The sequence below is a fragment of the Sphingomonas sp. Root241 genome (genome assembly GCF_001428865.1).
GTDB lineage: Bacteria > Pseudomonadota > Alphaproteobacteria > Sphingomonadales > Sphingomonadaceae > Sphingomonas.
This window is the reverse complement of sequence record NZ_LMIV01000001.1, coordinates 406,385-420,483: the sequence shown is the minus strand read 5'-3', so window position 1 is coordinate 420,483 and position 14,099 is coordinate 406,385. Positions and strand designations below refer to the sequence as shown.

17 protein-coding genes are annotated in these 14,099 nt (G+C 67.6%); 9 read left to right on the top strand and 8 right to left on the bottom strand.

The genetic code is table 11. The features are described from left to right. Positions 1-39: 39 nt before the first annotated feature. The 6 genes from hisF (at position 40) to ASE13_RS02080 (ending at position 4,170) form a co-directional block, all read left to right on the top strand. Positions 40-798, top strand: a complete 759-nt coding sequence (hisF, locus tag ASE13_RS02105; RefSeq protein ID WP_056610749.1) for an imidazole glycerol phosphate synthase subunit HisF — start codon at positions 40-42, stop codon at positions 796-798. 45 nt (positions 799-843) lie between these two features. Further along, positions 844-1,038 carry a hypothetical protein gene (locus tag ASE13_RS02100; RefSeq protein ID WP_056610746.1) on the top strand — a complete coding sequence of 65 codons (195 nt, stop codon included), beginning with the start codon at positions 844-846 and terminating at the stop codon, positions 1,036-1,038. A 32-nt stretch (positions 1,039-1,070) separates the two neighbouring features. Continuing rightward, positions 1,071-1,391: a phosphoribosyl-ATP diphosphatase gene (locus tag ASE13_RS02095; protein WP_056610743.1), complete on the top strand. Its 321-nt coding sequence runs from the start codon at positions 1,071-1,073 to the stop codon at positions 1,389-1,391. After that, a complete protein-coding gene (locus tag ASE13_RS02090) occupies positions 1,381-1,758 on the top strand; it encodes a histidine triad nucleotide-binding protein (protein WP_056610740.1) in 378 nt (125 codons plus the stop codon). Before ASE13_RS02095 ends, ASE13_RS02090 begins: the two co-directional genes overlap by 11 nt. Positions 1,759-1,856: 98 nt before the next feature. Beyond that, positions 1,857-3,383: an amino acid permease gene (locus tag ASE13_RS02085; RefSeq protein ID WP_056610737.1), complete on the top strand. Its 1,527-nt coding sequence runs from the start codon at positions 1,857-1,859 to the stop codon at positions 3,381-3,383. A 148-nt stretch (positions 3,384-3,531) separates the two neighbouring features. After that, positions 3,532-4,170: a hypothetical protein gene (locus ASE13_RS02080; protein ID WP_056610734.1), complete on the top strand. Its 639-nt coding sequence runs from the start codon at positions 3,532-3,534 to the stop codon at positions 4,168-4,170. A gap of 13 nt (positions 4,171-4,183) precedes the next feature. Here ASE13_RS02080 and ASE13_RS02075 read toward each other — a convergent pair whose 3' ends face one another. After that, positions 4,184-5,488 (bottom strand): hemolysin family protein, encoded by a 1,305-nt coding sequence (locus tag ASE13_RS02075; protein ID WP_056610731.1) that lies wholly within the window; start codon positions 5,486-5,488, stop codon positions 4,184-4,186. A 135-nt stretch (positions 5,489-5,623) separates the two neighbouring features. Here ASE13_RS02075 and ASE13_RS02070 point away from each other — a divergent pair, with 135 nt between their 5' ends. Continuing rightward, positions 5,624-6,301, top strand: coding sequence for an OmpA family protein (locus tag ASE13_RS02070; protein ID WP_056610728.1), 678 nt, complete (start codon positions 5,624-5,626; stop codon positions 6,299-6,301). 9 nt (positions 6,302-6,310) lie between these two features. On the opposite strand, the gene ASE13_RS02065 is transcribed toward ASE13_RS02070, so the two are convergent. From ASE13_RS02065 to ASE13_RS02055, 3 genes are read right to left on the bottom strand one after another with little or no spacing between them, the layout of a single operon-like run. After that, entirely contained in the window at positions 6,311-6,742 is a 432-nt protein-coding gene (locus tag ASE13_RS02065; protein WP_056614582.1) for a nucleoside deaminase, read from the bottom strand. 60 nt (positions 6,743-6,802) lie between these two features. Then, positions 6,803-6,985, bottom strand: coding sequence for a YqaE/Pmp3 family membrane protein (locus ASE13_RS02060; protein WP_056610725.1), 183 nt, complete (start codon positions 6,983-6,985; stop codon positions 6,803-6,805). Further along, complete coding sequence (locus ASE13_RS02055; protein ID WP_082596570.1) at positions 6,985-7,281, bottom strand: hypothetical protein; 297 nt, start codon at positions 7,279-7,281, stop codon at positions 6,985-6,987. The genes ASE13_RS02060 and ASE13_RS02055 overlap by 1 nt, the downstream gene beginning before the upstream one ends. A gap of 163 nt (positions 7,282-7,444) precedes the next feature. Between ASE13_RS02055 and rpmB the strand changes: the two genes are divergently transcribed. Continuing rightward, on the top strand, positions 7,445-7,747 hold the full coding sequence (gene rpmB / locus ASE13_RS02050; protein ID WP_056610718.1) for a 50S ribosomal protein L28: 303 nt from the start codon (positions 7,445-7,447) through the stop codon (positions 7,745-7,747). Between the two features lie 22 nt (positions 7,748-7,769). On the opposite strand, the gene ASE13_RS02045 is transcribed toward rpmB, so the two are convergent. The 4 genes from ASE13_RS02045 to ASE13_RS02030 form a co-directional block, all read right to left on the bottom strand. Next, a complete protein-coding gene (locus tag ASE13_RS02045; RefSeq protein ID WP_056610715.1) occupies positions 7,770-8,780 on the bottom strand; it encodes an esterase-like activity of phytase family protein in 1,011 nt (336 codons plus the stop codon). 317 nt (positions 8,781-9,097) lie between these two features. Further along, positions 9,098-9,820, bottom strand: a complete 723-nt coding sequence (phbB, locus tag ASE13_RS02040) for an acetoacetyl-CoA reductase (RefSeq protein WP_056610712.1) — start codon at positions 9,818-9,820, stop codon at positions 9,098-9,100. Between the two features lie 34 nt (positions 9,821-9,854). After that, positions 9,855-10,862 (bottom strand): ferrochelatase, encoded by a 1,008-nt coding sequence (hemH, locus tag ASE13_RS02035; RefSeq protein WP_056610709.1) that lies wholly within the window; start codon positions 10,860-10,862, stop codon positions 9,855-9,857. Then, entirely contained in the window at positions 10,859-13,099 is a 2,241-nt protein-coding gene (locus tag ASE13_RS02030; RefSeq protein WP_056610706.1) for a xanthine dehydrogenase family protein molybdopterin-binding subunit, read from the bottom strand. The genes hemH and ASE13_RS02030 overlap by 4 nt, the downstream gene beginning before the upstream one ends. 114 nt (positions 13,100-13,213) lie before the next feature. Between ASE13_RS02030 and lgt the strand changes: the two genes are divergently transcribed. After that, complete coding sequence (gene lgt, locus ASE13_RS02025) at positions 13,214-14,098, top strand: prolipoprotein diacylglyceryl transferase (RefSeq protein WP_056614578.1); 885 nt, start codon at positions 13,214-13,216, stop codon at positions 14,096-14,098. The last annotated feature ends 1 nt before the right edge of the window (position 14,099 follow it).

Here is a 14,099-nt window from a genome sequence, read left to right as displayed (position 1 = left end):
CCACCCCAACCCCTCCCCTGAAGGGGAGGGGCTTAAGTCATGACCGTCCGTGCCCGCGTGATCCCCTGCCTCGACGTGGCGAATGGCCGCGTCGTGAAGGGCGTCAACTTCGTCGACCTGATCGACGCCGGCGATCCGGTCGAGCAGGCGCGCGCTTATGATGCGGCGGGCGCCGACGAGCTCTGCTTCCTCGACATCGGCGCGAGCCATGAGGGCCGCGGCACGATGGTCGATGTCGTCCGCCGCACTGCCGAAGTGTGCTTCATGCCGCTCACCGTCGGCGGCGGCGTCCGCAGTGTCGAGGATGCGCGCGCGCTGCTGCTCGCGGGCGCCGACAAGGTCGCGGTCAATTCCGCCGCGGTTTCGCGCCCGGAGGTGGTCGCAGAGATCGCCGACCGGATGGGCAGCCAATGCGTCGTCGTCTCGGTCGATGCCCGGCGCGTCGGCGAGCGCTGGGAAGTCTTCACCCATGGCGGACGCCGCAAGACCGGGATCGACGCAGTCGAACACGCCCTGCGGCTCGCCGAGCTGGGCGCGGGCGAATTGCTCGTCACGTCGATGGACCGCGACGGCACGCGCGACGGCTATGACCTCGAGCTGATCCGTACGATCGCCGATCAGGTCACGGTACCGGTGGTGGCGAGCGGTGGTGTCGGCAACCTCCAGCACCTCGTCCAGGGCATCCGCGATGGTCACGCTTCGGCGGTCCTCGCAGCATCGATCTTTCATTTCGGCGAGGCGACCATCGCCGAAGCGCATGCCGCGCTGGCGGCGGCGGGGATTCCGGTGCGGAGCTGACAGTCGTTTAACCCTTCTCCAACTCCCCGGCCCTACAATCGAGTCATGCTCCGCATCGCCCTCGCCCTGCTGATCGCTACCCCCGCATGGGCCGAGGAGCCACCGCACACCGGCGTCGCGGGCACGCGCTCGATGCCCGAGATCTCCGACATCGCCTTGTTCGCCTGCGCCGCCTTCGGCGTCTGGTTCGTGCGCAACCGCCTGCGCGCGCGCTTCCGCGGCAAAGCGCCCAAGGATTGACAGGCGCGCGTCGCTCCCGCAGCCGGAGCGACATGGCAGATACTCTCGACGCGCTCGAAGCCGTGATCCGCGAACGCCGGGGCGGCGATCCGGACAGCTCCTATGTCGCCCGGCTGACCGCAAAGGGCCGCGCCAAGATCGCACAGAAACTGGGTGAGGAAGCCGTCGAGACGGTGATCGCCGCGATCGAGGACGACAAGGCCGGGATCGTCAGCGAGGCCGCCGACCTGATATTCCACCTCGCGGTGCTGCTCGCCGATGCCGGCCTGAACCTCGACGACGTCCGCGCCGAACTCGCCCGCCGCGAAGGCGTGTCGGGCATCGATGAAAAGGCTAGCCGAAATGCCGATTGACGCCACCCTGCCCTATGACGACCAGAACATCTTCGCGAAGATCCTGCGCGGCGAGATTCCGTCGAACAAGGTGTATGAGGACGATCACGCGCTCGCCTTCTACGACATCAACCCGCAGGCGCCGCAGCACATCCTCGTGATCCCCAAGGGCCCCTATGTCAGCTGGGACGATTTCGCGGCCAAGGCCACGGATGCCGAGATCGCGGGATTCGTCCGCGCGGTCGGGCATGTCGCGCGCGAGGCAGGGATGGTCGCGCCGGGTTACCGGTTGCTCGCCAATATCGGGCAGGACGCGCACCAGGAGGTCCCGCACCTCCACGTCCATGTCTTCGCCGGCCGCCCGCTGGGGCCGATGCTGGCGCGCTGAGGCTGCACTAAGGGATTGCGCGGGCGGGTTTTGCGGCTAGGCTCGCGCCTTTCATATTCGGGGCGGCGCACGGGTTGCGCCGCAAAGGGGACCACTCAATGATATTCGGGCGCGTAAAACCACTCGACGCCATTCTGGCGACGGCCGAGAAGAAATCGCTTCACCGATCGCTCGGCGCCTTCCAGCTCACGATGCTCGGCATCGGCGCGGTGATCGGCACCGGCATCTTCGTTCTCACCGCCGAAGCCACGCAGAAGGCCGGGCCCGGCATGATGCTCTCGTTCGTGATCGCCGGCGCGGTCTGCGCCGTAGCTGCTCTCTGCTACGCGGAAATGGCGGCGATGGTGCCGGTCTCGGGCTCCGCCTACACCTATAGCTACGCCGTGATGGGCGAGCTGGTGGCGTGGATGGTCGGCTGGGCGCTGATCCTCGAATATGCGATCGCCGCGGGTGCGGTCTCGGTCGGCTGGTCGGGCTATTTCATCGGCTGGCTCAATACCAGTTTCAACATATCCGTGCCGCTCGATCTGGTCCGCGGACCCTTTGACGGCGGGATGATCAACGTGCCCGCGATGGTCATCGCGGCGCTGGTCACGGCGCTGCTGGTCAAGGGCACCAAGGAGAGCGCGACGGTCAATGCCGTGCTGGTCGGGGTCAAGATCCTGGCGCTGGCGATGTTCGTCCTCCTGACCATTCCTGTGATCAAGACCGGCCAGTTCACGCCCTTCGCGCCGCTCGGCTTTGCCGGCATTTCGGGCGCGGCCGCGTCGATCTTCTTCGCCTATGTCGGCTTCGACGCAGTCTCGACCGCGGCCGAGGAAACCAAGAACCCGCAGCGCAACATGCCGATCGGCCTGATTGGCAGCCTCGCGGTCTGCACGATCTTCTATCTGCTCGTGGCCGCCGGCGTCATCGGCACCGTCGGCGCGCAGCCGATGTTCGGCCCGGCCGGCGAAGTGCTCTCGCCGGGCACCCCTGCTCTGTCTCAGGCCTGTGCGGCGGTTCATGACAATGCCGTGGTCTGCTCGAAGGAAGCGCTGGCCTGGACGCTCAAGTCGATCGGCTACCCCTTTATCGGCTGGCTGGTCGGCGCTGCGGCGATCATCGCGCTGCCTTCGGTCATCCTGATGATGATGTTCGGCCAGACCCGCGTGTTCTTCGTGATGAGCCGCGACGGCCTGCTCCCGGAATTCTTCTCCAGGGTCCATCCGAGGTTCCACACGCCGCACGTCATCACCATCATCACCGGCATCTTCGTCACCTTGTTCGCCGCTTTCTTCCCGGTCGGACTGCTCGCGGATGTCTCGAATTCGGGAACGCTGTTCGCGTTCGCCGCGGTCTCGATCGCAGTGCTGGTGCTGCGCCGTACGGATCCGACACGCGTGCGGCCGTTCCGCACGCCGGCGATCATGCTGACGGCGCCGGTAGCGATCATCGGCTGCATCTACCTGTTCTTCAGCCTGTCGCCGACGACCATCATGCTCTTCGTGGGCTGGGCGGTAGTCGGCCTGATCGTCTATTTCGCCTATAGCCGCTCCCGCAGCCATGTCGGCCGCGGCATCATCGAGGTCGCCGAGCATGAGGCTTATGAGGAGCTCAAGCCCGAAGTGCCCGGCACGCATTGAGCTTTGCAAAAACGCTGGAATTGGGCCGGAGGAGCGATCCTCCGGCCCTTTTCGTTAGGTTGCCTGATGACAGCCCCGTTGGACGCCGTGGAATCCGGCGTTATGCAATTGGGATATGCGTGACTGCATGACGTCGGGAGCGAGTTGAATGAACGATACGGCTTGGCAGACCGGGGGACCGATCATCGACGGCGGCCCGGCATGGCTCACGGCATCTTTCGTGCTGATCGGCCTCGGCGTGCTGTTCGCGTTGTTCATCCTCGCCTGGGGTACACGGCTCGCCAGGCGTCGGCAGCAGGCACGCGAACAGCTGGAGGACCGCGGCGAACTCCATGATGCGGGCGATCCGAAGACTCCGGCGGCGCAACCGATCGCACCGCCGCTAGCGCCTGCGCCGCCGCCGATCGCCGACACGCCGGTGATCGCGGCACCGCCGCCGCCTGCGCCGGAACCCGTGCCGCTGGCCGACGAGCCGATCGCCGCGGCAGCACCGCTCGACGCCTCGCCGGCGTCGCTCGCGGCCTCAGAGCCCGAATCCGAACCGGCGGGTGCAGACGATTTCACCCGCATGAAGGGTGTGGGGTCCAAGCTGGCCGAACGCCTCAACGCGCTCGGCGTCACCAGCTTCGCGCAGATCGCCGCGCTGACGCCCGAACAGGCCGCCGCGCTCGACGCCGAGCTCGGCACCTTCCAGGGCCGCATCCACCGCGATCGCTGGATCGAACAAGCCGGTTTCCTCGCCCGCGGCGATACCGCCGGCTATGAAGCGGTGTTCGGGAAGCTCTGAATCGGCCTGAGGCTCAGGCGCTCTTGCGCGCCTCGCGCACCAGCAACTTGTCGATCTTGCGACCGTCCATATCGACGATCTCGAAGCGCCAGCCCTGTTCGGCGAACACTTCGCCTTCGTCGGGGAGGTGCTTGAGCACCGCCAGCGCGAGGCCGGCGACGGTGGCGTAGTCGCGGTCCTCGGGCAATTCGATCCCCAGCCGCTCGGCAAGCGCATCGGCAGGCATCTGGCCCGAGACGAGCAGCGATCCGTCCTCGCGCACGATCAGGCTGGGGCTGTCACCCGGCTCGGCGTCCGAAGCGAAATCGCCGGCGATCGCGGCAAGCAGGTTGGCCGGCGTCACGATGCCTTCGAAATGGCCGTATTCGTCATGGACGAGCCCCATCGGCACTTCGGCACGGCGCAGCGCGCCCAGCGCATCCATCGCATCGACCTGATCGGGAAGCACCGGCGCCGGACGCATCAGCCGGCGCAGCTCCAGCGGCTCGCCGCGGAACAGCGCCGCGGCGATATCGCGCGCCTGCACCACGCCGATCACCGCATCGACCGATCCCTCGGCCACCGGCAACCGGGTATGCGGCGTCGCCAGCAGCGCGTCGCGGATCCCGTCCGCGTCGAGATCGACATCGAGCCAGTCGACATCGGTGCGCGGCGTCATCACTTCGCGCACCGGGCGATCGGCGAGGCGAACCACGCCCGAGATGATCGAGCGCTCATGCTCCTCGATCACGCCCGACTTGCTCGCCTCGGCGACGATCAGGTGAAGCTCCTCGGCGGTGACGCGGTTCTCCGATTCGCGTTTGAGCCCGATCACGCGGAAGATCAGCGCGCTCGATTTGTCGAGCAGCCACACTATCGGCGCGGTGATCCGGCTGAGCCACAGCATCGGGATCGCCATGATCGCGGCGATCGGCTCGGGCGAGCGCAATGCGAATTGCTTGGGAACCAGCTCGCCGACCACCAGCGAGGCATAAGTGGTGATCGCGATCACCAGCGCGATGCCCAGGGTATGCGCGGTCTCAGCCGAGAGCCCAAGGCCCTGGATGCGCTCCGCCACCGGGGTGCCGAGACTCGCGCCCGAATAGGCGCCGGCGACGATGCCGATCAGGGTGATGCCGATCTGCACGGTCGAGAGGAACTTGCCCGGATCGGCGGCAAGCAGAATGGCCGTCGCGGCGCCGCGATTGGTCCGCGCCATCGCCTCGAGCCGGGCAGGGCGAGCGGAGACGATCGCGAGTTCGGACATCGAGAAGACGCCGTTCACGGCGATCAGCACGAGGATGATCGCGACGTCGATCCAGGGGAAGGGGGCTGGCATGGTGCGCGCCCTCCATATCCGCACTCGACCTTGCTTCACAACCGCTAGCTGCGGCGCATGTCGATGCGCAGGCGGAACAACCTGCCGGGACCATGGGTTTTGCTGGCTCAAGCCGTTCCACTTGGGAGGAAAATGATGGGCACTGCAAACAAGGTCCTGATCGCGACCGCACTCGCCGCAACCACGCTGACCGCCGCCTGCGTCACCGATCCGGTGACCGGGGAGCGCCGCGTGTCGAAAGCCGCGATCGGCGGCGTCGGCGGGGCGGTGGGTGGCTATCTGCTCGGCGATCTCGTCGGCGGGCGCAATGATCGCACCGAGAAGATCATCGGCGCCGGCATCGGCGGCCTCGCCGGCGCCGGCATCGGCGCATATATGGACCGACAGGAACAGGAACTGCGCCGCCGCACCGCAGGCACCGATGTCCGCGTGATCCGCCAGGGCGACGATCTGGTGCTCAACATGCCTTCGGGCATCACCTTCGCGACCAACCAGTCGAGCATCCAGCCGCAGTTCCGTGCGACGCTGGACCAGGTCGCCGACGTGCTCCGGCAATACAACCAGACCTATGTCGACGTGTACGGCCATACCGACTCGACCGGCAGCGACTCGTACAATCTGGACCTGTCGCAGCGCCGGGCGAGCGCCGTCGCCGATTATCTGACGATGCGCGGCGTGCAGAGCGCCCGGCTCGGCACGCGCGGCTTCGGCGAGAGCCAGCCGATCGCGAGCAACGACACCGAGGAAGGCAAGGCGGCCAACCGCCGGGTCGAGATCAAGCTGGTTCCGGTCACCCAGCAGGACCTGGGCTGAGACGGGAAGTCAGGCGCGCCGCTCGCGGAAGAAATCCCTGAGCAGCGCGCCTGCCTCGACCTCGCCGATGCCCGCATAGACTTCGGGGCGGTGGTGGCAGGTGGGTTGCGCGAAGAAGCGCGGGCCATGCTCCACCGCGCCGCCCTTGGGGTCGCTCGCGCCGTAATAGAGCCGCGCGATGCGGGCATGGGCGATCGCCCCCGCGCACATCGCGCAGGGCTCGAGCGTCACCCACAGGTCGCAATCCTCGAGCCGCTCGCGGCCGAGCAGACGCGCCGCCTCGCGGATCGCCAGCATCTCGGCATGCGCGGTCGGATCGTGGAGGGTGCGCGGCGCATTGGCAGCGACGGCGACGATCCTGCCGTCGTGCACGACCACCGCCCCCACCGGCACTTCGCCTGCCGCACCGGCCTTCGCGGCTGCATCCAGCGCTGTGCGCATCTGTTCGGGGAGCGGGAACACAGGCACGTGACTAGTGCCCCGTCCCTTTCGGCGAAAGCCCTATGCCGCGGCCGGCTCCCGCTGCTCGTCCCGCAGCACCGTCCAAAGCGCAAAAGCGACGCCCGGCAGGAAGCCCAGCACGGTAAGCCCGCACGTGATCAGGAAATCCCGACCGGGTCCGCGCGCGAGATAGGTGCCGAGCGGCGGCAGCAGCACCGCCGCGACGATGCGCCCGACATGCATTATTTTTTCGCCGCCGGCGTGGGCGAGGCGCCCGGAGCCTGCTTCACTTCGATCGTCGGCAGGACCACCGTCGCGTTCTTCATTTCCACCGTCGGCACTTCGACGGTCCTGGCGGTGTTGCCGATCCCGACGCTGCCCGTCTCGGCGCTGTACTTGGGCAATTGGCCGCCCTCTGCCTGGAGCGTGACGGTGGGCAGGCTCGCGCCCTGCCGCTGATTGATCCGCAGCATGCCGAGCGACATCAGCACCACGACTCCGAGGGCGATGAGCCCCAGCAGGACCAGAATTGCGCGCATCGTCTTCATCTCCCGGATCGAATCGTTTGCGTAATAACGCCCGACCGGCCATGTGGGTTGCGTGCCGTCGAGCGGTTTGATCGGCGAATCGGTTGACGCACCCCCCCATTCCCGCTATCGGCGCGGCCTTTCCGGCTTATGCCCAAAACCAGGATTTGAAGCGATGTCGCGCATTTGCGAGCTGACCGGCAAGGGCCGGCAGGTGGGACACAACGTCTCCCACGCCAACAACAAGACCAAGCGTACGTTCCTGCCCAATTTGCAGAACGTGACGCTGATGTCGGATACGCTCGGCCGCAGCATCCGCCTGCGCGTCTCGACGCACGGCCTGCGTTCGGTCGAGCATGTCGGCGGTCTCGACAACTGGCTGCTCAAGGCCAGCGACGACGATCTGTCGCTGCGCGCACGCCGCCTGAAGCGCGAAGTGCGCAAGGCGGCCGCGCCGGCCGAAAAGGCCGCCGCCTAACCATTCTTCGACGAATTGGTTGTCAGCCCGTTCCCTTCACGGGGAGCGGGCTTTTCGCTTGCCCGTCGAACTTGAATTTGAGGAGCAAAGACTGCTCCCAGAATTGGCCGTTATCGTCCGACGCGATCCAGACGATCGTGTCCGCGCCTTCCTGCGTGATCGCCAGCGCCTCGAAATTATCGTGCAGCAACGGCCGCTCGAAGCTGGCGATCTCGGCGCCCCGGACCACGCCGCCGGGCCGGACGCCGCGGATATCGATCAGGCTGAGCTTTGCGGTGAACAGCCCGGACAGCGACAGGCGACGATTGAGCACCATCAGCCGCCCGTCGGGCAGTTCGGCGGCGTCGGTAGGATCATATCCCGCCGGAGGCACGTACGCGAAGCGCAGGGGAGCGCTTTTGGTCTCGGTCGGATCGCCCGCGAAGCGCAGCACGATGCGCGCATCGCGCAATCCCGTGGGCCGCGCGGTCTCGCTGAACACGATGAACTGGCCGCTCCGCAGCCGCACCATCGCTTCCGCGCCGCCGGCGATCGACCAATCGGCCATCGCGGCCGGCTTCACGTTGCGCTCCGCATGCGCAAGCGTGGCGTCGTAGCGCCAGATCGCATTGCGGTTCTCGAAGCCGACCCACACCCGGCCCGTCCGGGGATCCCAAGTCAGCGATTCGGAATCGCGATGGCGCTTGATCGCGCCGGTGCCTGGCCCCGGCAGATCGGCGAAGCGCACGTCGCGCGGCTGCAAGTCCGGCCCCATGCGGAAATCGACGATGTTGCCGCCATCGCTGAGCAAGGTGAAGCGATCGCGGATCACGCGCATCGCCGAGAAGCCGCCAAACGCGGGATCCGGGCTCGTCAGCGCGAGGCCGCCCAGATAGGTGAGCGCACCCACCTGTCGCCGGCTTGGGTTCGAGGCGTCGAGCAGCACCGGCTCCGCCCGGATCTCGGGCCGATCGCCCAGCACCGGCCGCGGCTCGACGCCCGAGGCGGTGGGAGTCAGCATCAGGAGTACGGAAAGCGGGAGAGCGAGACGCATTGGCCGCGGTCATAGCCGCTCGCGATGGCAGAACCAGCGGAGAAAAGATGAACGCCAGATGACCGGGCCGTTCAGCTGGCGCAAAGAGATCCAGGCTATAGCGGGCATCGTAGTTTGCGTATCGACGCCCTCGCGTAGCGTATCGAGGGCTGTGGGCCGGCTCCCTAGGGGGCCGGCCCATTTCGTTCAGGCGTCTGAGATCTGCGGGCACGACGACGGCAAAGCCGCCGTCGGACGGGTTCGGCCTTGCCGACCCGCCGGCCGTGCCGGGCGCTGCGCTTCGCGCATCGGCGCGGACGTTGCCGCGCCTGCGCCCGTCAGTACATATGCTGTCCGCCGTTGATCGACAGCGTCGATCCGGTGACGAACCCACCCTCTTCCGACACCAGAAACGCTACGCCGCGCGCGATCTCGCTCGCCTGGCCGAGCCGGCCCACCGGAATCTTGGCGACGATCTTCTCGAGCACGTCGGGCGGAACCGCCGCGACCATGTCGGTGTCGATATAGCCCGGCGCGATCGCGTTGACCGTCACCCCTGCCCGCGCGCCTTCCTGCGCCAGTGCCTTGGTGAAGCCGTGGATGCCCGATTTGGCGGCGGCATAGTTGACCTGGCCATATTGCCCCGCCTGTCCGTTGATCGAGCCGATATTGACGATCCGCCCCCATTTGCGGCTGCGCATGCCCGGGAAAGTGGCGTGCGCCATGTTGAAGCAGCCGCCCAGATTGATGCGGATCACGTCCTCCCACATGTCGCGACTCATCTTGAGGATCGTGCCGTCGCGCGTGACGCCGGCATTGTTGACGACGACATCGACCGGGCCCAATTCGGCCTCGACCTGCGCCACGCCCGCGGCGCACGCATCGAAATCGCCGACATCCCATTTATAGGCCTTGATGCCCGTGCGCTCGGTAAAGGCCTTGGCCTTCTCGTCATTGCCGGCATAATTGGCAGCGACCGTCATGCCCGCGTCCTTGAGCGCAAGGCTGATCGCCTCGCCGATACCGCGCGTTCCACCCGTCACGATCGCTACGCGTGCCATTTTTCGCCATCCTCTCCGTTGTCGTTACGTAACGCTAGGGAGCGTCTGCCCAGCCCGCAAGTTCCCGTTCCAATATCTTCTTGAGCATAAGGATTCCGGGATTGCTTGCATTGAGGCAAGGCAGCACTGCGAAATGCGTGCCTCCCGCCGCGATGAAGGTCTCGTGGCCGCGGATCGCCAGCTCCTCGAGCGTCTCGACGCAATCGGCGGAGAAGCCGGGCGCGACCAATGCGATCCGGGTGATGCCCTTGGCCGGAAGCCCCGCCAGCACCGTCTCCGTCGCCGGCTCGAGCCATTTGGCGCGGCCGAAGCGCGACTGGAAAGTGACCGTGAGCTCGCGTCCCAGCGCCGCGCTGAGCAGCCGCGCGGTCTTCCGGCAGTGGCAATGATAGGGATCGCCGAGATGCAGCGTCCGCTCCGGCATGCCGTGGAAACTGGCGAGCACGGCCTGGGGCTCGAAATCGAGCGCCGCGAGCGATGCCTCGACCGATTGCTTCAGCGCCGCGATATGCGCCGGATCGTCGAAATAAGGCGGCAGCGTGCGGAGCGCCGGCTGCCAGCGCATCTTCGCCAGCTCGGCAAAGGCCGCGTCGTTGGCAGTCGCGGTCGTCGCCGCGCAATATTGCGGATAGAGCGGCGCGATCAGGATGCGCTCGCAGCCCGCTTCCTTGAGTGCGCGCAGCCGCTCGCCAAGCGCGGGCCGGCCATAGCGCATCGCATGATCGACGATCACATCGGGCCCGAACGCGCCCTGCAGCGCCTCGGCCTGCGCACGGGTGATCGCGGCGAGCGGCGAGCCGCCCTCCTGCCACACCTGCCGATAGGCATGCGCCGATTTGGCCGGCCGCGTGCGCAGGATGATCCCGTGGAGGATCGGCTTCCAGACCAGCTTCGGGATCTCGATCACGCGCCGGTCGGAAAGGAATTCGGCGAGGTAGCGCCGCACCGCCTTGGCCTCGGGCGCGTCGGGCGTGCCGAGATTGACGAGCAGCACCCCCACTCTGGCCGGCGGGATCTTCGGATGATCGGGCGGCGGGATCATTCCATGTCCGATAGCAAGGGCAATCGGCGAAAGCGCACGCCCGTCGCCGCCTGCAGCGCATTGGCGATCGCCGGGGCGACCGGCGGCACCGCGAGCTCGCTCGCGCCCCCGGGCTCCTCGTTGTTGCGGATCAATTCGACGGTAATGTCGGGGCAGTCGGCGAGCGTCGGCAGGCGAAGCTCGGTGATGTCGCGGACATCGGCGACATTCTCGGTGAAGCCGGTCGAACTGCCCACGGCGCCGGCCAGCCCGAACAGCAGCCCGCCCTCGATCTGCTGCATGACGAGATCGGGATTGACCATTCGCCCGCAATCGACCGCCGCCACCAGCCGCTCGACCTTGACGCGGCGATCGCCGGTCAGCTGCGCCTCGGCGAGCACAGCGATATGCGAGCCGCGGAAGCTGTGGCACGCGATGCCCTGCCCGCTGCCCGGCTGCCCGCCCTGCCAGCCGCCGAGTTGTGCCACGGTCTGGAGGCAGCGCGCCAGCCGTGGCTGTCCCCCAAGCATCGCCATGCGGAACGACAATGCGTCCTGCTCGGCGACATGCGCGAGTTCGTCGAGGAAGCTCTCGGTGAAGAAGCAGGTGTAGCTATGGGCGCCCGAGCGCCAATAGCCGGTCGGCACTCCGATCTCGGCAGGATGATGGTCCACCGCGAGATTCGGAATCGCATAAGGCGGCACCGCGCCCGCCACGGCACCGGGATCGCTGCCGCTCAGCGCCAGTCCGATGCCCGGGATCGCGGCACCGCGCAGCAGGCGCCCGGCAAGCTCGCGGCCGGTGGACGGCGCGGCGATCTTGGCGAGCCAGCCGGTGAGCTGCTTCTGCGGATCGAGCCGCGCAGCCATCCGCCCGGCGGCGGCGGGACGGAAGCGATCGCGCCGGAAATCCTCGCCGCGCGACCAGGTGAGCTGCACCGGCCGGCCGATCCGCATCGCGAGCAAGGCGGCCTGTGCCGCGGCGTCGGTTTCGAGCTTGGCACCGAACGAGCCGCCCGCCATCGTCGGATGGAGGATCACCGACCCTTCGCCGAGCCCCGCGGCGCGCGCGGCGGCCGCCCGCGCGAGTCCGGGCGCCTGCGTGGGCAACCACAAGGTCAGCCGCCCGTCGCGATGGACCGCGGTCGCGGTCATCGGCTCGAGCGGGGCGTGGAGCGCGAGGCCGACGCGATATTCGGCCGCGACCAATTGCGCGCCGCGGAACTGCGCCGAGAGATCCCCCGCCTCCGCCATCCGCCTACCCTCGGCATCGAACGCCGCGCTCAACGCCTGCTCGATCGAATCGCTGTTGATCACTGGCTCGGGCGTCTTGAAGCGCGGCCGCATCGCATCGATCGCGCGGTCCGCCGCCCACCAATTGTCGGCGACCGCGGCAACCCAATCGTCGGTGGTGACCACCGCGAGCATGCCCCGAATGCGGTTGGCGGCGGCACGATCGACCTTGACCAGCCCGGTCTCGCCGGCGGGCCCCTGCCGGATCGAGGCATAGACCATGTCGGGCAGCCGGATATCGGCGGCGAAGTTGGCGCTGCCGTCGATCTTGGGCGGCGCATCGAGCCGCGGCAGCGGCTGGCCGAAGAGTCCCGGCCCCTCGCCCGTCCTGAGCGGCACGTCGTCGGGCAGGCTCTGATCCGCCGCCTCCGCCGCGAGCGCGCCGAAACCGAGCTTCTGGCTGCCCTGATAGACGAGCCCGTTGAAGGTGCCGACGGCCTTCCAGTCGACGCCCCAGCGCTTCGCCGCTGCCTTGGCCAGCAGCACCCGCGCCGCCGCGCCGGCGTGCCGGAGCTCGCCTTCGAAATTGCGGATCGAAGTCGAGGCGCCGGTGAGCATCAGTCCCGACCGCCGGATGTGCGCGCGGCGCAGCGCCTCCGGAAGCGGCCCCAATGCGGCCGCGAACAATTCCTCCGCGGCAAGCGGATTGGCGTAGAGCGGATTGAGCGGCGCAGGCTCGACACCCACCATCTTCCAGTCCGCGCCGAGCTCGTCCGCGATGATCTGCGGCAGGGCGGTATAGACCCCCTGCCCCTCTTCGCATTGCGGGACGGCGACCGTGACATGGCCGTCGGTGCCGATCTTGAGCCACGCGCCGAACAGGCTCTCGCCCGGCGCCGGAGTGAGATTGGGGAGATAGGTGCGCGGCCACGCCGCCCAGGCGACGACGAGCCCGATCCCGACGCCGCCGCCGATCAGCAGCGTCCGCCGATCGAGCTTGCTGCGCGTGCTGGTGTCCACCGCCATCGCGACGCTGTATCGCGCGGCTTCGCTCGACGCCAGCCGCGTGAAAGGCGTTGGGTTTGCCGCCCGGCTGCTCTATCGCTGCGGCAAGATCGATTGCCGGGGAACGACAAGACCGTGCTGCTCCACCTTCTCGCCGCCGCGGGCGACCATCTCCACTTCAAGGACCTCGGGCTCGACCCGGTCGCGGTCAATCTCGGCTTCTTCCAGATCAAATGGTATTCGCTGGCGTACATCGCCGGCATCCTGGTCGGCTGGTGGTACCTGCTCAAATTGCTCGCCCAGCCCGGCGCGCCGATGGCCCGCCGCCATGCCGACGACCTCGTCTTCTACGCGACGCTCGGTATCATCCTCGGCGGGCGGATCGGCTATGTGCTGTTCTATGCGCCCGACATGATCCTGGAGAATCCGTCGCAGATCATTCGGCTCTGGGATGGCGGCATGTCGTTCCACGGCGGCGTGATCGGGACGACGGTCGCGATCATCCTGCTTGCGCGGCGCCAGGGGCTCGATTGGCTGCGCATCCACGATTACGTCGCCTGCGTCGCGCCGTTCGGATTGTTCTTCGGCCGCCTCGCCAATTTCGTGAACGGCGAACTCTGGGGCAAACCCACCGATGTTCCCTGGGCGATCGTCTTCCGCAACACCGTGCAGACTGGCCTGCCCGAGCCCGCGCGGCACCCGAGCCAGCTCTACGAGGCGGGGCTGGAGGGCATCCTGCTCTTCGTCGTCCTGTGGTTCTTCTTCTGGCGCACCGATTCGCGCTACCAGCCCGGCAAGCTCGTCGGCATCTTCGTGCTCGGCTACGGCCTGTGCCGCTTCTTCGTCGAGTTCTTCCGCGAGCCCGATGCCCAGCTCGTCTGGCTGGTCGACGCGACCGGCCTGCACATGGGCCAGTGGCTGTGCATCCCGATGATCGTGGGCGGCATCTATCTGATCGCCACCGCCAATGGCCGCCGCAAGCGCGTCGAGCCGATCGCGGGGTCGGAGAGCGTGGCGTAAT

What these genes read in the sequence shown, in the direction of transcription:
- ASE13_RS02095 (WP_056610743.1), top strand. Translation starts at nt 1,071, where the DNA reads ATGGCAGATACTCTCGACGCGCTCGAAGCCGTGATCCGCGAACGCCGG.
- ASE13_RS02070 (WP_056610728.1), top strand. Translation starts at nt 5,624, where the DNA reads ATGGGCACTGCAAACAAGGTCCTGATCGCGACCGCACTCGCCGCAACC.
- ASE13_RS02030 (WP_056610706.1), bottom strand. Translation starts at nt 13,099, where the DNA reads ATGGCGGTGGACACCAGCACGCGCAGCAAGCTCGATCGGCGGACGCTG.
- rpmB (WP_056610718.1), top strand. Translation starts at nt 7,445, where the DNA reads ATGTCGCGCATTTGCGAGCTGACCGGCAAGGGCCGGCAGGTGGGACAC.
- ASE13_RS02090 (WP_056610740.1), top strand. Translation starts at nt 1,381, where the DNA reads ATGCCGATTGACGCCACCCTGCCCTATGACGACCAGAACATCTTCGCG.
- ASE13_RS02080 (WP_056610734.1), top strand. Translation starts at nt 3,532, where the DNA reads ATGAACGATACGGCTTGGCAGACCGGGGGACCGATCATCGACGGCGGC.
- ASE13_RS02045 (WP_056610715.1), bottom strand. Translation starts at nt 8,780, where the DNA reads ATGCGTCTCGCTCTCCCGCTTTCCGTACTCCTGATGCTGACTCCCACC.
- ASE13_RS02060 (WP_056610725.1), bottom strand. Translation starts at nt 6,985, where the DNA reads ATGCATGTCGGGCGCATCGTCGCGGCGGTGCTGCTGCCGCCGCTCGGC.
- hemH (WP_056610709.1), bottom strand. Translation starts at nt 10,862, where the DNA reads ATGATCCCGCCGCCCGATCATCCGAAGATCCCGCCGGCCAGAGTGGGG.
- ASE13_RS02055 (WP_082596570.1), bottom strand. Translation starts at nt 7,281, where the DNA reads ATGCGCGCAATTCTGGTCCTGCTGGGGCTCATCGCCCTCGGAGTCGTG.
- ASE13_RS02100 (WP_056610746.1), top strand. Translation starts at nt 844, where the DNA reads ATGCTCCGCATCGCCCTCGCCCTGCTGATCGCTACCCCCGCATGGGCC.
- ASE13_RS02085 (WP_056610737.1), top strand. Translation starts at nt 1,857, where the DNA reads ATGATATTCGGGCGCGTAAAACCACTCGACGCCATTCTGGCGACGGCC.
- ASE13_RS02075 (WP_056610731.1), bottom strand. Translation starts at nt 5,488, where the DNA reads ATGCCAGCCCCCTTCCCCTGGATCGACGTCGCGATCATCCTCGTGCTG.
- ASE13_RS02065 (WP_056614582.1), bottom strand. Translation starts at nt 6,742, where the DNA reads ATGCGCACAGCGCTGGATGCAGCCGCGAAGGCCGGTGCGGCAGGCGAA.
- hisF (WP_056610749.1), top strand. Translation starts at nt 40, where the DNA reads ATGACCGTCCGTGCCCGCGTGATCCCCTGCCTCGACGTGGCGAATGGC.
- phbB (WP_056610712.1), bottom strand. Translation starts at nt 9,820, where the DNA reads ATGGCACGCGTAGCGATCGTGACGGGTGGAACGCGCGGTATCGGCGAG.